The organism is Rheinheimera sp. A13L (genome assembly GCF_000217935.1).
Taxonomy (GTDB): domain Bacteria; phylum Pseudomonadota; class Gammaproteobacteria; order Enterobacterales; family Alteromonadaceae; genus Pararheinheimera.
On record NZ_AFHI01000015.1, the window covers coordinates 77,023 to 93,541 of the forward strand.

Genomic DNA, 16,519 nt, shown 5'->3' on the forward strand with positions numbered 1-16,519 from the left:
ATAGCGCTGGTCGCGCCAGTGCTTTCCCGTTACAATGCGCGGCTTTTTGCGTGGGCCAATTGGGGTTCGCGCTTTTATTTGAGAAATTTAATGTCATTTTCTGCTTTGGGTTTAAACCCTGCTTTGGTTGAGGCCGTACATCAGGCCGGTTATACCCAACCTACCCCTATTCAACAACAGGCCATTCCCGCTGTGTTACAGCGTCGTGATCTGTTGGCTGCCGCTCAAACCGGCACAGGCAAAACTGCCAGCTTTGTATTACCTATACTGCAAATTTTATCAGCACAACCTATCCAGAAACCTCGTCCGGTCAAAGCGCTGATTTTAACGCCGACCCGTGAACTGGCGGCGCAGATTGAAGAACAAATTCAGAAATACGGTAAAGAGTTAAGCCCTAAATTAAAACACCATGTGGTGTTTGGTGGCGTTAGCATTAACCCACAGATGATGGCGTTACGGGGTGGCGTGGATATTTTAACCGCAACTCCTGGCCGTTTACTGGACCTGTTAAGCCAAAACGCCTTAAAACTGGACCAGGTGCAAATGCTGGTGCTGGATGAAGCCGACCGTATGCTGGATATGGGCTTTATCCGCGATTTGAAAAAGATTCTGGCCCTGCTGCCAAAAGTTCGTCAAAACCTGCTGTTTTCTGCCACCTTCAGCAATGAAATTAAAGGCTTAACTCAGGGGTTATTGCAAAACCCGCTGATGATCCAGGTCACACCGGAAAACACCACAGTTGAAAAAATTGAACAGCAAGTGTACTTGCTGGGCAAAGGCCAGAAAACTGCAGCTTTGTGCCAGTTAATTACTGAAAACAAATGGCAACAAGTGCTGGTATTTATGCCAACCAAACACGAAGCCAACCGTTTAAGCGAACAGTTGACCTTTGCAGGTATTCCGTCTGCTGCTTTGCATGGCAATAAAAGCCAGAATGCCCGCACTAAAGCTCTGGCCGATTTTAAAGCCAATGAACTGCAGGTGTTAGTGGCCACTGACGTTGCAGCCCGCGGTATTGATATTTCCCAACTACCTTATGTAGTGAACTTTGCATTACCACGTTCACCAGCAGATTATGTGCACCGTATAGGCCGTACCGGTCGTGCCGGTAAATCGGGTTTAGCTGTGTCTTTTGTCGCTCCTGATGAAGTACCACAATTAAGACAGGTCGAGCGTTTAATTGGTATGAAGCTGCCAAGTCAAAGCATGAATCCGGATCCATTGCCGGATGCAGTGACTGCTATTGCTAAAGCACCTCGCCCTCCTCGTCCTGTGCGTAAGCCACAAGGTGAAAGCGCAAACAGCAATAAACCAAGAGCCAATGGCGGACAAAAACCAGCCTCAGGTCAAAAGCCTGGTCAAGGTCAGGGTCAGGGCCAAAAAACAGCTCAGGCTCCAAAGCCACCACGTCGTTTTGAAACACCAAAAACACCTGGAATTCAGACTCAGGCCGCTGGTCATATGGCCACACCTGCTGCTGAACACAACAATGGCAACGGTCAACGTCGCCGTTTTAAGCCAAAGCCTAAAGCCGCCACCGCAGCCTAAGTGACTCAGGTATAGCAGGTAAGAAGCGGATGAAAATTCGTTTAGCCAAATACCTGGCCGACCATGGCCTTTGTTCAAGACGAGCCGCATCCAGGCTGATTGACGAAGGCCGGGTTCTGGTAAATAACAGACCCGCCAATCATATTGATCATGTAGATGCTGACGACCCTATTCTGGTCGACGGACAGCCTTTCAATGCATCCACTGAAAAACACTATGTTCTGTACCACAAGCCTGTGGGCATAGACTGCAACCTCAATCCAGATAAAGCCGACAGCCTGTACCATCTGCTGCAGCAATTTCCAATGCGGCTGTTTCCGGTTGGACGACTGGATAAAGACTCCTGTGGTTTAGTGCTGCTGACCAATGATGGTGAACTGGCGCAGCGTTTGTTACATCCTGATTTTTATCATGAAAAAACCTATCAGGTGACAGTGGATAAAGCACTGACAAACCAGGCTTTAGAGCAACTGGCATCCGGGGTCAGTTGGACAGTAGGCCCTCATAGCTATCAATCCCGCCCTTGTCAGGTGACTCAATTGAGCTCCGATAGCTTTGAAATTGTGCTGACCCAGGGTTTAAACCGCCAAATTCGCTATATGTGCCGTACTCAAGGTTTCAAAGTGCTGCAACTCAAACGTATTCAACTGGCACAGTTTAGCCTTGCTGATTTAGCTGAAGGTTGTTTTCAAACCGTCAGCCTGAGCACTGACTAAAGCGGGTTATCAAACTCCATTTTGTGTTGTAGAGTCAGTCTTTGGAAAAATGACTGAAAAAGGAGACAAAATGAAGAACTTAGCACTCTGGATCTTTAGCGCTTTTTGCTGCTTAGCTTTCCCCTCACTGGCATCAGAACCTGCAACACTACAAGGCAGCTGGACACTTCAATCGGCGGTTTATACCAAAGCAGATGGCACTGTGATCACCCTGTCAGATGGCGATCTGAAGTCCGTCAAAATTTTATCTAAAGGACACTTCAGTTTTGTCACTGTCAATAAAGACGGCAGTTTCAGCAGCGCCTTAACCGGCAGCTATCAACACAATGGAGAGTCCTACAATGAAACGCCTCTGACGGGTTCAGTCCCCACTATGCTGAATAAAACCTACGAATTTAAAGCTGAACTGAAAGACAATCTCTGGCTGCATAGCGGTATGGAAGATGGAATGAAAATTGAGGAAGTCTGGGTAAGACTGGATTAATCCAGTCTTACCAAAACAGAGACATCAAGCTGCTGCCACTGTGCTTCCTGATGAGTCACCAGCATAAAACCCGCCGGATACCTCTGTAAAAAGCTTTTGAGCATAGCCAAAGCCTGAAAATCCAGATGATTATCCGGCTCGTCCAACAGCAAAAAAGGGGCATAAGGCTGCAATGCCAGACTAAGCAACAGCAGCTTCATCCGCTCTCCACCACTGAGTTGCTGCGTAGGTACGGCAAAGCGCTGCGCACTTAGGCCAATACCCGATAACAAGGTACGGACCTGCGATTCCTGCCGCTGTGCAGTCAGGCCTTTGATGGCCTCTACACCATCCTGAAAAGCATCCAATAAAGACAAATGCTGATCCAGATACCAGGGCTTTTGTTTAACCTGCACCACACCTGATTTCGGCTGAATAAAACCCGCCAGTACTTTAAGTAATGTCGATTTACCACTGCCATTGTTTCCTGTGACTAAACAGCGCTGCTGCATACTCAGTTGAAAAGACAACTCTGCTTTTGAGCCATAAGGCAACACCAGGTCGTTGCAATACAGCACTGGCCCGCTGCAGGCTTTCACTTTGGCAAGATGCGGCAATTTGGGCAATTCCCGGTAATCCAGTTGTCGTTGCAGTTGTTGACGTTGGGCGCTTAACTCCTGCTGCTGAGCCTGCACCTGAAGCTGTAAACGACCCTGACTTTGTTCAGCCTGTTGCGCTTTTCTGCCAAGCAGAATGGCAGCCTGATTAGTATGTGCTTTGTTTTTTTTCGCCTGCTGATGTTTTTGCTGTTGCTGCTCAAGCAAACGCTGTTGTTGCTGTTGCTGGCTTTTTTGTTGTTGTTTTAGCTTGTCATTTTGCTGTTGCAACTGCTGCTGTTGCCTAAGGCTTTGCTGCAAAAAGTCCTGGTAGTTGCCCTGATATTTCTCCAGCCCTAAAGGTGATAGCTGGTAGATAAAATCGACTGTCGATAATAACTCCACATCATGGCTGACCAGTAAATACCCTGCTTTATAGCGTTTTAACTGCTGATGCAGCCATAAACGAGTGTGTTGATCCAGATGATTTGATACTTCATCGAGCAGCAAAAACTGCTCTGTTGCAAAAGCCTTTGCCAGCCGCAATTTCATCAACTGACCACCACTTAAAGCCCGCAGCGGCAAAGCAGGATCAGTGGGCAGGTTTAAGTCGTGCAACCACTGCCAAAGCTCAGCTTTCGCTAACCAGCGATCGCCAATGCAATCAAAATCGGTTTGAATCACACCACCCGCTTCCACCCTGTCTAAGGCGTCGAACAACGCCTGTACCCCCAGATAGCAGCTGATTGTTTGGCTAAGATCAGGCTCTTGTTGTGACACATAATAAAATGGCTGAAGCCAATGCAGTTCGCCGCTGCAGCTCAGCTGAGTTTCCTGACCAGCCAAAGCACTTAAAAATAAGGATTTACCACAGCCATTTAAGCCCACCAAAGCCTGAGCTTTCGCTTCCAGTTGCAGATCAATAGCAGGGTGCAATAACTCCAGACCAGGATGGGTCCAGTGGAATTGGCGACATAACAATACGGCAGATAATTCAGACATACAGACTCCTGAAATACAGGACGACTGTGTTCACAGACAACAAGACAAAAGCGACAACTACCTGTTAAACAACAGCATTCCTGATGATTTGTAAAATAACGGCTACAAATTTTCGGGAATTTAGTTGTTCATTTCAGCGGTACTCATAGTGGAAGTAGCCTTATGCTAACAAGCCAGACAAAGTGGTGGCAAGTTATTTTAATGCGCTTTTAACGCACAACGTTTCAACCACAGGCTTAAAAACAAAGTCAGCATAAACATCAGCAAAGAGCCAAACACCACGCCATTCCAGCCCCACTGCTGCCAAAAGGGTGATAAATACAAACCACCTGAACTGGCGCCCAGATAATAAAAAACCAGATACAAAGCGCTGGCGCTGGCTTTGGCTTTCACCGCCTGCTGATTAACCCAACTGCTGGCCAGCGAATGGCAAAGGAAAAACCCAAAGGCGCTGATAAAAAATCCAAACACAATCAAAGGCAACGAGTTAAATACCGTCAGTACAGTGCCTAGCATCATAATGACAATGCCCAGCGCCATACCTAAAGCCGGATGAATACGCTGCCCTACTTTGCCGGATAAAGCCGAACCTACAGTGCCGGTTAAATAGGTGATAAATAACAAACCTATCCAGCCGCTCGATAATAAATAAGGACTGTCGGACAAGCGGAAAGCCACAAAAGTGTACTGATTTAAAAAGATAAAAAAGTTAAGGCCACCAATCAGATAGGTCAGTAGCAAGGTTTTCTGACGTAAATGAAACCAGTTGTCTGACATGGCTTGTTTCAACTGAAAGGGCTGTTTTTGAAAATAAGCAGATTCAGGTAAATAACGCCAGACCAGATAAGTGCAGAGCACACTGCCCAACCCCATAGGCCAGAACACCCATTGCCAATGATTCATTTCAGCGAACCAGCCGGACAATAAACGTCCGCTAATACCGCCTAACGAATTGGCGCTAATGTAATAACCCACAGCCACCACCATAGCTGTTTTGCTGAATTCTTCTCCCATATAGGCGATAGCAATAGCGGGCAGGCCACCTAAACAAAAGCCCTGCAAAGCCCGAAGGACTAAAAGTGACTGATAAGACTCCACCTGAGTCAAAGCCAGAGTGCTCAGCGCCATACCACCCAGACTCCAGAGCAACAGAGCACGGCGACCGTAGGCGTCCGACAAAGCCCCATACACTAATAATGACAAACCTAAAGCCAGAGTACCTATGGCGTAGCTCCAGCTCGTTTGCAGTGGGGTCAGTTGAAATTCGCGGCTTAACAAAGGCAACAAAGGTTGCAGCATATGCAGGTTGGCAAACACAAATACAGCAGCCAGACAAAGCGCAAAACTGGCGGCATAAAAAGCGGGTGTGTTTTTTTCAATCATAGTGTTCGTCAGCAACATTGAGCCGGAGAAGCGACTCACCAAAGATGGCTAAGTATACCGCGAACAAGCCAATTTTTACTTTGTTTTAACGCAAATGCCTGCTGCACTGTCACAAATCAAAGCGTAAGATAAGCCCCAGTTTACGCACCCAAACCAGAAGGAAAAAAATATGCGTTTATCTCTGCTCACAATAGCCATCAGCGGCTTGATGCTGACGGCTTGTAAGGATGCACCTTCAACAGCACAATCCACTGCAGCAACGCCGCCAGCTGCTGTTGTTGCTCCTGCAGCTAAAACTGCAGAGCAACTCTATCAACAAGGCACACAACTGCTGTTTCAGGCCCGCGCTTTAAATGCCTCGGCTTTAGGTTTATCTGAAGAAGTGGTAGGTAAAGCTTTTAATACGGAACTGGAAAACTACAGTGCAGAAGCAGAAGCTCAACTGCGCAAACAACTGAATGCAGTGATCAGTCAGCTTGCAGCTTTACCTGTACCGGCAGATGCTGTTGATGCAGAAAACCAGGCCGTGATGCTGAATATTATGCAGTACTACGCGGGTAGCGAAGATTTCCCTCAGGGTTATATCGACTCCTGGATGGGGCACTCGGCTTTTGTGGTCAATCAGATCAACGGCCCTACTATTGATATGGCAGGCGCTATACAAAATTCCCATCCAATAAGCTCTGAGCAGGATGCCAAAAACTATTTAAGCCGGCTGGAGAAATTTGGTGCCGCTTTAAAAGCTGTGGAACAACGTTTTGTTTCAGACGCTGCCAGCGGCTGGATAGCACCTAAAGTACTGCTGGAAAAATCCCTTCCTATTTTAGATGGCTATGCCAGCGGCGACGCCACAGAGCATGTGTTGTATAAAGACTTCGCTACAAAGCTGGATAACCTGAAAGAGCTGTCAGCAGAAGCAAAACAGCAGTACCTGACCTCAGCAGCCCTTCTGGTGCAACAGCAGGTGCAGGCGGGTTATCAGCAATTAGCAGCAACAGTGCGCGCAGAATTGCCAAAAGCCAGAGCTGAATCCGGCATTTGGGCTCAGCCGAACGGCGAGAAGTTTTATGCCTGGTCAGTCAAACAACTCGGTGATACCGAGCTTACGCCAGAGCAAATTCACCAGACAGGTTTGGATGAAGTGGCCCGTATAAGCCAGGAAATGGACAGCATCTTAAAAGCCCAGGGCTATGCAGAAGGCTCTGTAGGTGCACGAATGACAGCTCTGAATGGTGAAGCCCGTTTTTTATACGAAGACTCAGATGCAGGCCGTCAGCAGGTGCTGGATGACTTAAATAAATACATAGCCGAAATTAACCAGCGTATGCCGGAGCTCTTTGCGACTAAACCGCCTTATCCGGTGGAAGTGCGCCGTATTCCGGTGGAGATCCAGGACAGCGCTGCTGGTGGCCAATACAGCTCACCCGCTATTGATGGCAGCAAACCTGGCATTTACTGGATTAACCTGCGCGACATTAAAGCCAATGCAAAGTTTGATTTAAAAACCCTGACCTACCATGAAGCCAATCCGGGCCACCACTGGCAAGTGGCATTAAATTTAGCTCAGGAGCATTTGCCACTGCTGCGCCGTGTTGCCCCTTACAATAGCTATGTCGAAGGCTGGGCTTTGTATTCAGAGCTGGTTGCCAAAGAAATGGGCATGTACCAGGACGACCCTTTTGGTGATTTAGGCCGCCTGAAAGCCGAGTTATTCCGCTCTGTGCGTTTAGTGGTCGACACAGGCCTGCATGCGAAAAAATGGACCCGTGAACAGGCGATTACTTACATGGCCGAAACCACAGGCACCACAGAAACTGATGTAGTGTCTGAAATTGAACGTTATATGGCATGGCCTGGTCAGGCCCTAGGCTACAAGCTGGGTATGTTGAAGATTGTGAAATTGCGCGCTTATGCTAAAGAGCAGCTAGGCGACAACTTTGATATCAAAGCTTTCCACGATTTAGCGCTGCTTGGTGGTGCTGTGCCTATGTCGGTGCTGGATACTAAAGTGAAAAACTGGGTGGCGGGTCAGAGTTCCGCTTCAAAATCCTGACCCTAAGTCATCACTCACAACGACTGTGAGTTCAGTCATGGAGGGTCAGGGCTTAAGCTCTGACCCATCTTCTGCCACTTTGACTTTAGTCACCAGCAACTGGTCAATTTTGTAGCTGTCGATATCAACTACTTCAAACTTGTAGCCCTGAAAGATCACAAAGTCGGTGCGTTTTGGAATTTTACGCAGCATATACATCATAAAACCGGCAATAGTTTCGTAGTTCTCATCATCCGGGAAGCTGTCGATATTAAAGACCCTCATCACATCATCCAGTGGCGTTAACCCCTCAACCAGCCAGGATGCTTCATCACGTTGTACTATTTGTTCTTCATCCGAATTCACCAGCTCGCCCATCACAATGCTCATTACATCTTTCAGGGTCACCATGCCCACTGTTAAGGCGTATTCGTTCAGCACTACGGCAAAGTCGATACCGCTGGATTTAAAATGCGCCAGTACTTCGTACAACGACAAGGAGTCAGGCACTATTAACGGCGTGTGGATCATGCCTTCTTTGAGTAAGTTAATAGGCTGCTGATGCAATACCTGCATCAAAATATCGCGGCTGTCGACATAACCTACCACTTTGTCCAGACTGTCATCACAGACAATAAATTTGGCATGGGGATGTTCGGCAATTTTGTTTTTAATACTGTCAGCGGTTTCTTTTAAATTAAAGTAAATTAAGCTTTCGCGTGCTGTCATCGCCGAAGTAACAGTGCGGGAGTCCATATCAAACACGTTCTCGAGCAAGGTGCGTTCCTGCTGTTGTAATACACCAGCCTGAGCCCCTTCATCCATCATGGCCACTATATCTTCTGGCGTAATTTGATCGATACGCTGCATCGGCACGTTAAAGAGTTTAAATACCAGATTGGCTAAGCTGTTAAAAAACCACACCAAAGGTTTAAAAATAACCAGCATCAGCAATACCAGATTGACTAAAGATATTGCCACTTTTTCCGGTGATAACATCGCCAGCCGTTTTGGCATTAAATCGGCAAACAAAATAAACAGGGCCGTCACAAAAAACACCGATAAACCAAAAGCTATGCCCTCGTTGGCCGGATTTTCAAAAATTAAATTCAGCAAACTTAAGATATAAGGGGTAAAAGCAGCTTCACCTAAAATACCACCCAATATCGCCACTGCATTTAAGCCAATCTGCGCTATGGTGAAAAAACTACCGGGATTAGACTGCAGCTGCAACACTAAAGCGGCACGGGGTTCACCGTCTGATGCTAATTGCTTTAAACGTATTTTGCGTGAAGCAGCTAAAGCTATTTCAGACATAGAAAAGAAGGCGCTGGCACTGATCAGCAGCAACATAATCAGTAAATTTTCTAGCAGGGACATAAAAATCACTCTTGTTAAACTGGCTTTGGCATAGAAAAGCCGTCAAGTTCGGTTGAAAACCACTATACCGCTTGTCAGTATACGACTTAAACTGTGTTTTCCCAGCATAAGCACTCAAAAAATGTTTAAATTTGAACCAGTTACCCTATGGCTGATTTAGTACCACGCATTCAGCAGACCTATTTTCGAAACGGTCCGGAGCACAGATCCGGTGCCGACGTCAGCTTTTTGGATATAGTAAAAATTTTTGGTTTCCAAAGTATTAAAATAGGCCGCTGGGTAACTGCAGTCGAACAGCAACTGGCGGCCAACCTGTTTTTTGACGCTTTATCCGATTTGATGCTGCTGTTACAGGTACCCAAGCAGGTGATTTCACTGAATCAAAGCCTGAGTCTGAATTTTGGTATTGGTGGTCAACAAGGCAGCTGTGCTTTTTATCAACCCCAGGGCCGTTTACTGGCTTTGGCGAAAAACGCCGGTGGCGGCAGTTTAGCGCATGAATGGTTCCACGCCTTTGATCATTACATTTGCAGCAAATTATTCAGCGATGAGCTTCCATCTTCGGCTTTTGCCAGTTCCAGCTGGCTGAATAATGCCACTCTATCCCCTCACCCGCTGAATCAGTATTTGGATCAAAGCTTTGCCGCATTGTTTTTATCCGCCGACGGAGCTGGATCCAACAGCTATGTCAAAACTTGTGCTGCTTTTGATCAGGCTCATGGCATTTATTATTACGCCAAGCCGGAAGAGATGGCTGCGCGGGCTTTTGAGCATATGCTGCAACAACAACAGCTTAAAAACAGCTTTTTAGTCAGTGGCACCTTAAAAAGCAAAGCAGCCAAAGCGGGTTTGTACCCTGACTCGGCGTTGTCTGCACAATTAGCTCAACATTGGCTTGGCTATTTTTCTTTGCTGGGCCGCGCACTGCGTTAAGTTCTTTTGTCTGTTAAGCCATGGCACAAATATTGAACAGCATACTGTACTAAGCAGAGACTGTCGGTATTTTGACTAAAGGACGCGAGTATGAGTACAACATGGCGCACAGAGCAATTACGTCGCTTGAATCAGACGATGAAAGCTATCGAAATATTGGCAGAACAGCCTGATTTGGCGGTAATTTACCAGGGCAAAGCCTGGGTTTACCGCGACTTACTTGAGCTCTCTGTCAGGATCTTTAGACTGGCACAACAAGAAGGTTATGATGTCCAGGCTTTTGAGTTGTGGTTTGCTAAAGATGCAGAGCTATTTGCACATTATGGTCTGGAATGGCGGGTAGGTTGAACCAGCTGAATTACAATAGCAGCAAGCCCATAGCTGGCTTGCTGTATCAGAGTCACATCAAGAGCTTTACTGATCATTCTTCTCTGCAATTTTTTGCAGGTTTTCATGGATCTTAAATAATACAATCAGCAACTCACACCAAATACGGGCACCAACAGCGCCACCGATCAAGATACCCAATCCAACTAAAAAACCACCACCATAGTCGGAAAACATTGCGCCTAAACCACTGAATACAGCAACAGCTAACAGCAGCCAATACACCAGGGTAATAATTTTTGGCGTCAGCATGGAGTCAAAGAAAAATATACTTTTCATTACGAAGTCCTTTTATTCATTATGTTATCCCAAAAATCCTACGATCGTCGCTACAGCAAAATCAGGATTGGAGTCAGTTAAAGTAAACCGACTTGTTTTAAAGTAATAAAAAAAATGATTTATTTCAATTACTTTGTTAGATAAGCCTTTTTGACCAAGACACAGCATGGAGTCATTACGCATGAGTAATTTAACTGGATAAACTTAAGCCCAAATATTGTATCATCGCGATTTTAGACGTGATTTAACCCTACAAGCGAGTCCTCTGCATGTGGCTGAATGAACAGCAAATTATCCCTTCTGCGATCCGTGCTTATCGAAAGGCTTTAGTACGCTCAACTCCTCATCATGTCGTTATTGACGGCTTATTTGCTCAGGCCAAACTCGACCTGGTAGCTCAGGCATTACAGCAAGAAAAGCAATGGAAGACACAAAAACACAGCTACTCTGCGCTTTATGTGAATAATGCGACCTGGCAAGAAACTCCTGATACAGAACGTTTTGTACAGCGTGATCTTTGGGAGCGTACCGGGCATCCTGCAGATAACCCTGAGTCTGCTATTGCTCTGGAGTTTTTATCATTTTTACGTAGCAATGAATTCATGTCGTTGTTATCACGTATATTTGATGTGCAAATAACCGATATCAATGTGGCTAAGCCAGAGGTTAATACCAATTTTTTCCGCTTAAGCGCCAGCGATTTTGTTAATCAACACGCGGATGATTCGCCAGGCAGAGAAGTCTGTATGCTGCTTTATTTAAATCAAAACTGGCAAAGTGATAACGGCGGCGAACTGATGTTTATGGGAAAGGATAATGGCCCTGTGACTATCGCGCCCCTTTACAACCGCTGCGTGTTGTTTGATCCTTCATCAGAGGGCTCAGAGCACTGGGTCAAAGCGGTGACTGGTGAAACTGCTGGCTGCTACAGGTATAACATTACTAGTTGGTATTGGTCGGAGTGATATTTTTTCTGATGGTCAGGACTCAAGAGCTTATCCAATCACCAAAAATCAGCTAGCTAAAAATCAAATCGAGATAATGGTCGCAATAAGTACTTTCGCGTTAGCCAAACAATCAGCGTTGACCTGATCCACCTTTTGCAGTCTTCGGGCTTGTGCATCCAAAGACTTCAGCTGATCGGTCAGAATAACACCTTGTGTTTTTTTTGAGCCTGTAACAGCCACTTCGAAAGGATAACCTTTCACCTGACTGGTGATTGGACACAACCAGACAAAACCAGTGATCTTATTAAACTGTTTTGGACTTAATACCAATGCAGGCCTTTTACCAGCCTGTTCATGCCCTGCCTGAGGATCAAAATCGATAATGACAATATCACCCGCATCAGGCATGGGGCTCATAACAATTCCCTACCCTGTGCATCATGAACAAGTGATTGGTGTTTATTTTCAGCTGTAACCCGGGACAGCAAATCTTCCAGCGAGGGTTTGCTGGGCGTAATCACTATCTGGTTACCTTGTTGCTGTATTTCAACCTTGTCGCCAACCTGCAAAGACAACCTGTCCAGTAAGTCTTTTGGCAAACGAAGTGCAGCGCTGTTACCCCATTTGGCTATGGTTATGGACATAAATACCTTTAGTGATGGATATACATTGTAGATACTTGCGAGTATAGATTAGGGGGGAGGATGGGGCAAATAAAGATTAAATTGGCTGCAAAAGTTTAGCTGTATGCCTGCGAAATACGCTACATTGTAGAAAACAAAGCTCAATGCGAAATGGATAGGAAAAATAAAGTTAACAAGGGGATAGCATTGGAAACTCACACTATTAATTCAATTTCTGAGTTGATCAACTATACAAATTGGCATGCATTAATGGATGTAACTCTTTACCGAGGTCAACCATCAACCAAGCGAAATCTTTTACCCGGTATCGCAAGAAAAAGTCCGGTAACCAACTCTCTTGTTAAAGAACAGGAACAACTCCGCCAATTAAGACTACTCGCTGGTAATCTCATAGAGAGGCCTGACGTTTCGGATTTAGAGTTGATGGTCTTAGCCCAACATCATGGATTAAAAACACGTCTTTTAGATTGGACAACGAACCCTTTAATTGCACTTTGGTTTGCATGCCAATCAGACTCTGCAGAGAATACTGATGGTTGGATGTATTCCTTATATACACATGGTGTATGTAATTGTAGTGGTCAACTAATTTTGGCCACATCTTTGTAGCCAAGCCAGTATCTGCGCTCGGATTCATTTGGAGCCAAACCACCATTGTAGTGATGTGGCCTGAGCTGGCTGTAGTAGCCCAGCATGTAATCCAGTATTTCCCGTTCAGCTTCAGCAAAAGAGCTATAGCCTATTGTTGGCACCCATTCCGTCTTTAAGCTTCTGAAGAAGCGCTCCATTGGGCTGTTGTCCCAGCAATTACCACGACGGCTCATGCTTTGCGTGATTTGGCATCGCCAGAGCAACTGCCTGAATTTACGGCTCGTGTAATGACTGCCTTGGTCTGAGTGGAACATCAGTCCTTGTGGCCGGCCTCTGGATTCAAATGCATGGCTTAGTGCCTTGCAGGTTAACTCACTGTCAGGCGAGAACGACATCGCCCAACCTACAGGTTTTCTTGCAAATAAATCCATCACAACCGCCAGATAAGCCCAGCGATTGCCCGTCCAAATGTACGTGACGTCGCCACACCACACTTGATTTGGCTGTGTTACAGCAAACTGCCTGTCCAACAGATTCGGGATTTCAACATGCTCACGGCCACCTTTCTTATACGCATGGCTTGGCTGCTGGCAACTGACTAATCCCAGTGCTTCCATGCATTTAGCGGCAAGGTAACGGCTCATCTTCACGTCTTGTGCAGTCGCCATTTCTGCAATACTGCGTGAACCAGCAGAGCCATGGCTCGCGTTGAACAGCTCTTTGACTTTACTCAGTCTCAGAACCTGTTCAGGCTTGATGACCTCAACGCGTTGGTTCCAATACTTAAAACTGCTTCGATGGACTCCAAAGACCTGGCATAACCGCGCCACTGCATAGCTCTGCTTGAGCTTCCCAATTATCTTTAATTGTTCAGCGAGTCCGACATCAAGAGAGCTGTAGCCTTTTTTAGAATTTCCTTCTCAAGCTCTATGCGCTTGATTTTCTTCTCTAACTCACGGATTTTAAGTTGGTCTGGCGTCATCGGCGTGGCTTTGGGGCTAATGCCCGCACGCTCTTCGCGTAGCTGCCGAACCCATTTATCCATAGTTGATTTACCGACATTCATCGCTTCAGCGGCATCGGCTACTGAGTAGCCTTTATCAACCACCAGTTGGGCACATTCCAGACGAAATTCGGGGCTAAACGTAGGTCTTGTCTTTTTGTTCATCATGTCACCTAATTGCTTACGAGGTGGATCATAACACCTCTAATCAGGTGGCCAAATTCAGTGTGCCACTACAAATTCAGAGGAGATAAACGTTTCTCCATTTGATGTAGCGAATACTCTCGCGTTTCAGCCAAGAATCAATAACGACAGAGTCAAAGCTCAATTCGGCTGGTTCACTCTGCATGCATACTCAGAAAAAGATAAGATGTTTATTCCACTAGAAATTGAGAGAATAAACTATGTCGAAGGTATTGAGCGTTTCATTGAGTTTAAAATTCCGTCTTCCAAGAAGAGCTTCTTGTTATATGAGCTTAATATACTTGGAGTAAATGCCAGAACTATATATCCCGACTTATCAGGCCTATGTGCATATTTAAATACTCATAGCTGACAATCCCTCTGATATCCGATCTAAATTCAAAGACTTGTTACGTATCTATACAGAAAGCTACTTATGGATAAAAGCTAGGCTCTTTAATCCGCGACAGCAGCACCACGGGATTGCCAGCACCATCCATGGTGCTGGCCCTGCGGGCCGCGCTAAAGCGCGTCCAAATTAGCTCCCGGCGAATTTGTCGAACATAGGGTTCGAACCAAATCCTCGCTCTCCGGATTAAATGAAAAAGCCCCGAACTTTCGTCTGCACTGAGGGATTGACTCGCACCATCCATGGTGCTCGCCCTGACGGGCGTGGCTACGCCACGTCCCAATAGGCCGTCATGGCCTATTGGTCGAACTAAGGGTTCGAACCAAGACCTCGCTCTCCGGTTTAAATGAAAAAGCCCCGAACTTTCGTTCGGGGCTTTTTCATTTAAACTGGCGGAGAGAGAGGGATTCGAACCCTCGTTAGGGATTAACCTAAACACACTTTCCAGGCGTGCGCCTTCAGCCACTCAGCCATCTCTCCGGGGCTTGCTACAGCAAGCGCGGCTATCCTATTGAAAATCACCGCGCCGTGCAACAGTTAAATACATAAGCCTGTTCTTTTGCTGGAATTTTCAGCAACTATTGCCACCACGGACTTAGGCGTTGCCTTTTACCGGCATTTGCGCTGATTTTGCAAAGTTCAGCATTCGATCCAGCGGGATTAACGCCTGTTCGCGTAAATCTGCATCCACAAAAATTTCGTGACCTTCAGATTGCAGCAGAGCGTCCTCAATCGCCTTCAGACCGTTCATTGCCATCCAAGGGCAATGAGCGCAGCTGCGGCACGTTGCGCCGTTACCGCCCGTTGGAGCTTCGATAAAGGTCTTATCTGGCATAGCTTGTTGCATCTTGTAAAAGATGCCACGGTCAGTTGCCACGATAAAGGTGTCGTTTGGCATGGTCTGGCTGGCTTTGATCAACTGACTGGTAGAACCTACAGCGTCAGCTAAATCGACCACATTGGCTGGGGACTCAGGGTGAACCAGCACAGCGGCATTTGGATATTGCTTTTTCAGCTCCACCAGCGCTTTGGCTTTAAACTCATCATGCACAATACAAGCGCCTTGCCATAACAGCATGTCGGCTCCGGTTTGTTTTTGTACATAAGCACCCAAATGGCGATCCGGGCCCCATAAAATCTTTTTGCCTTCGCTGTCTAAGTGCTCTACTACATCTAATGCGATAGATGAAGTCACCACCCAGTCAGCCCGGGCTTTTACCGCAGCAGAGGTATTGGCATAGACCACAACAACACGGTCAGGATGCTCATCACAAAAAGCGCTGAACGCATCTGCAGGGCAACCTAGGTCCAACGAGCAAGTAGCTTCGAGCGTTGGCATCAATACGGTTTTTTCCGGGTTCAGAATTTTGGCGGTTTCGCCCATAAACTTCACTCCGGCAACAATCAGTGTTTTCGCCGGATGTTTATTACCAAAACGCGCCATTTCCAATGAGTCAGACACACAACCGCCTGTCTCTTCTGCCAAAGCCTGAATTTCAGGATCAGTGTAATAGTGCGCAACCAGCACAGCATCACGTTGCTGTAATAAAAGCTTGATACGTTCTTTGTAGGCAGCTTTTTGATCCGCATTTAACGGCAAAGGTTTTTTCGGGAATACAAAGTCAAGTTCGTTGAAGTGCAGTGCTTGATCCATAACGGCCACCCGGTTTTAAAAAGTGCGGCATTATACACAAAAAGTGTAGCTGGAAACATAAAGAAGACGATGATTGCATGGTGGGTCATGATGGATTCGAACCATCGACCAACGGATTAAAAGTCCGCTGCTCTACCAGCTGAGCTAATGACCCATGCAAGGAGAATCGAGAAAGTGGTGGGTCATGATGGATTCGAACCATCGACCAACGGATTAAAAGTCCGCTGCTCTACCAGCTGAGCTAATGACCCAGAGTAGGTTTTGAATTGGTGGGTCATGATGGATTCGAACCATCGACCAACGGATTAAAAGTCCGCTGCTCTACCAGCTGAGCTAATGACCCAATTCAAATTGTACCTGGCGCGGGAG

The 16,519-nt window shown here is 46.4% G+C and carries 16 protein-coding genes and 4 tRNA genes; 8 read left to right on the top strand and 12 right to left on the bottom strand.

All coding sequences use genetic code 11. The annotated features are described in order from the left end of the window. The first annotated feature begins 90 nt into the window (after positions 1–90). From RHEIN_RS10085 to RHEIN_RS10095, 3 genes are all read left to right on the top strand, one after another. A complete protein-coding gene (locus RHEIN_RS10085) occupies positions 91–1,548 on the top strand; it encodes a DEAD/DEAH box helicase (RefSeq protein ID WP_008898873.1) in 1,458 nt (485 codons plus the stop codon). Positions 1,549–1,577: 29 nt separating this feature from the next. Then, on the top strand, positions 1,578–2,264 hold the full coding sequence (locus tag RHEIN_RS10090; RefSeq protein ID WP_008898874.1) for a pseudouridine synthase: 687 nt from the start codon (positions 1,578–1,580) through the stop codon (positions 2,262–2,264). 70 nt (positions 2,265–2,334) lie between these two features. After that, complete coding sequence (locus RHEIN_RS10095; protein WP_008898875.1) at positions 2,335–2,748, top strand: hypothetical protein; 414 nt, start codon at positions 2,335–2,337, stop codon at positions 2,746–2,748. Here RHEIN_RS10095 and RHEIN_RS10100 read toward each other — a convergent pair. Next, the gene (locus RHEIN_RS10100) at positions 2,745–4,325 is read right to left on the bottom strand and encodes an ATP-binding cassette domain-containing protein (RefSeq protein ID WP_008898876.1); all 1,581 of its coding nucleotides are present in this window, start codon (positions 4,323–4,325) and stop codon (positions 2,745–2,747) included. The genes RHEIN_RS10095 and RHEIN_RS10100 overlap by 4 nt on opposite strands. Before the next feature lie 198 nt (positions 4,326–4,523). After that, complete coding sequence (locus RHEIN_RS10105; protein ID WP_040554955.1) at positions 4,524–5,708, bottom strand: MFS transporter; 1,185 nt, start codon at positions 5,706–5,708, stop codon at positions 4,524–4,526. A gap of 169 nt (positions 5,709–5,877) precedes the next feature. On the opposite strand from RHEIN_RS10105, the gene RHEIN_RS10110 reads away from it, so the two are divergent. Beyond that, a complete protein-coding gene (locus RHEIN_RS10110) occupies positions 5,878–7,761 on the top strand; it encodes a DUF885 domain-containing protein (protein ID WP_008898878.1) in 1,884 nt (627 codons plus the stop codon). Positions 7,762–7,806: 45 nt separating this feature from the next. On the opposite strand, the gene RHEIN_RS10115 is transcribed toward RHEIN_RS10110, so the two are convergent. After that, entirely contained in the window at positions 7,807–9,120 is a 1,314-nt protein-coding gene (locus RHEIN_RS10115; protein ID WP_008898879.1) for a hemolysin family protein, read from the bottom strand. A gap of 147 nt (positions 9,121–9,267) precedes the next feature. Here RHEIN_RS10115 and RHEIN_RS10120 point away from each other — a divergent pair, with 147 nt between their 5' ends. Both RHEIN_RS10120 and RHEIN_RS10125 read left to right on the top strand, forming a co-directional pair. Continuing rightward, positions 9,268–10,053 (top strand): CLCA_X family protein, encoded by a 786-nt coding sequence (locus RHEIN_RS10120; RefSeq protein WP_008898880.1) that lies wholly within the window; start codon positions 9,268–9,270, stop codon positions 10,051–10,053. A gap of 90 nt (positions 10,054–10,143) precedes the next feature. Then, positions 10,144–10,401, top strand: coding sequence for a hypothetical protein (locus RHEIN_RS10125; protein ID WP_008898881.1), 258 nt, complete (start codon positions 10,144–10,146; stop codon positions 10,399–10,401). A gap of 66 nt (positions 10,402–10,467) precedes the next feature. Here the strand turns inward: RHEIN_RS10125 and RHEIN_RS10130 are convergent, their stop codons facing one another. Next, the gene (locus RHEIN_RS10130) at positions 10,468–10,719 is read right to left on the bottom strand and encodes a DUF4282 domain-containing protein (protein WP_008898882.1); all 252 of its coding nucleotides are present in this window, start codon (positions 10,717–10,719) and stop codon (positions 10,468–10,470) included. A 269-nt stretch (positions 10,720–10,988) separates the two neighbouring features. On the opposite strand from RHEIN_RS10130, the gene RHEIN_RS10135 reads away from it, so the two are divergent. Beyond that, positions 10,989–11,684 (top strand): 2OG-Fe(II) oxygenase, encoded by a 696-nt coding sequence (locus RHEIN_RS10135; RefSeq protein ID WP_008898883.1) that lies wholly within the window; start codon positions 10,989–10,991, stop codon positions 11,682–11,684. A gap of 63 nt (positions 11,685–11,747) precedes the next feature. On the opposite strand, the gene mazF is transcribed toward RHEIN_RS10135, so the two are convergent. Together mazF and RHEIN_RS10145 are read right to left on the bottom strand one after the other, a co-directional pair. Continuing rightward, positions 11,748–12,083 (bottom strand): endoribonuclease MazF, encoded by a 336-nt coding sequence (gene mazF, locus RHEIN_RS10140; RefSeq protein WP_008898884.1) that lies wholly within the window; start codon positions 12,081–12,083, stop codon positions 11,748–11,750. Continuing rightward, positions 12,080–12,310 carry an AbrB/MazE/SpoVT family DNA-binding domain-containing protein gene (locus RHEIN_RS10145; protein WP_008898885.1) on the bottom strand — a complete coding sequence of 77 codons (231 nt, stop codon included), beginning with the start codon at positions 12,308–12,310 and terminating at the stop codon, positions 12,080–12,082. The genes mazF and RHEIN_RS10145 overlap by 4 nt, the downstream gene beginning before the upstream one ends. Positions 12,311–12,496: 186 nt before the next feature. On the opposite strand from RHEIN_RS10145, the gene RHEIN_RS10150 reads away from it, so the two are divergent. Continuing rightward, positions 12,497–12,919, top strand: a complete 423-nt coding sequence (locus RHEIN_RS10150) for an FRG domain-containing protein (protein WP_158005478.1) — start codon at positions 12,497–12,499, stop codon at positions 12,917–12,919. Here RHEIN_RS10150 and RHEIN_RS10155 read toward each other — a convergent pair. The 6 genes from RHEIN_RS10155 to RHEIN_RS10190 form a co-directional block, all read right to left on the bottom strand. Beyond that, a protein-coding gene (locus tag RHEIN_RS10155) for an IS3 family transposase (protein WP_086003569.1) occupies positions 12,892–14,069 on the bottom strand; the annotation gives its coding sequence in 2 pieces (ribosomal slippage) (positions 12,892–13,802 and positions 13,802–14,069; 1,179 coding nt in all). The genes RHEIN_RS10150 and RHEIN_RS10155 overlap by 28 nt on opposite strands. Positions 14,070–14,886: 817 nt before the next feature. Beyond that, a tRNA-Ser gene (locus RHEIN_RS10170) sits at positions 14,887–14,976 on the bottom strand. A 115-nt stretch (positions 14,977–15,091) separates the two neighbouring features. Further along, positions 15,092–16,150, bottom strand: a complete 1,059-nt coding sequence (nadA, locus tag RHEIN_RS10175) for a quinolinate synthase NadA (RefSeq protein ID WP_008898889.1) — start codon at positions 16,148–16,150, stop codon at positions 15,092–15,094. 78 nt (positions 16,151–16,228) lie between these two features. Continuing rightward, positions 16,229–16,304 (bottom strand) — tRNA-Lys (locus RHEIN_RS10180). 21 nt (positions 16,305–16,325) lie between these two features. Then, a tRNA-Lys gene (locus RHEIN_RS10185) sits at positions 16,326–16,401 on the bottom strand. A 16-nt stretch (positions 16,402–16,417) separates the two neighbouring features. Next, positions 16,418–16,493 (bottom strand) — tRNA-Lys (locus tag RHEIN_RS10190). Between the last annotated feature and the right edge of the window lie 26 nt (positions 16,494–16,519).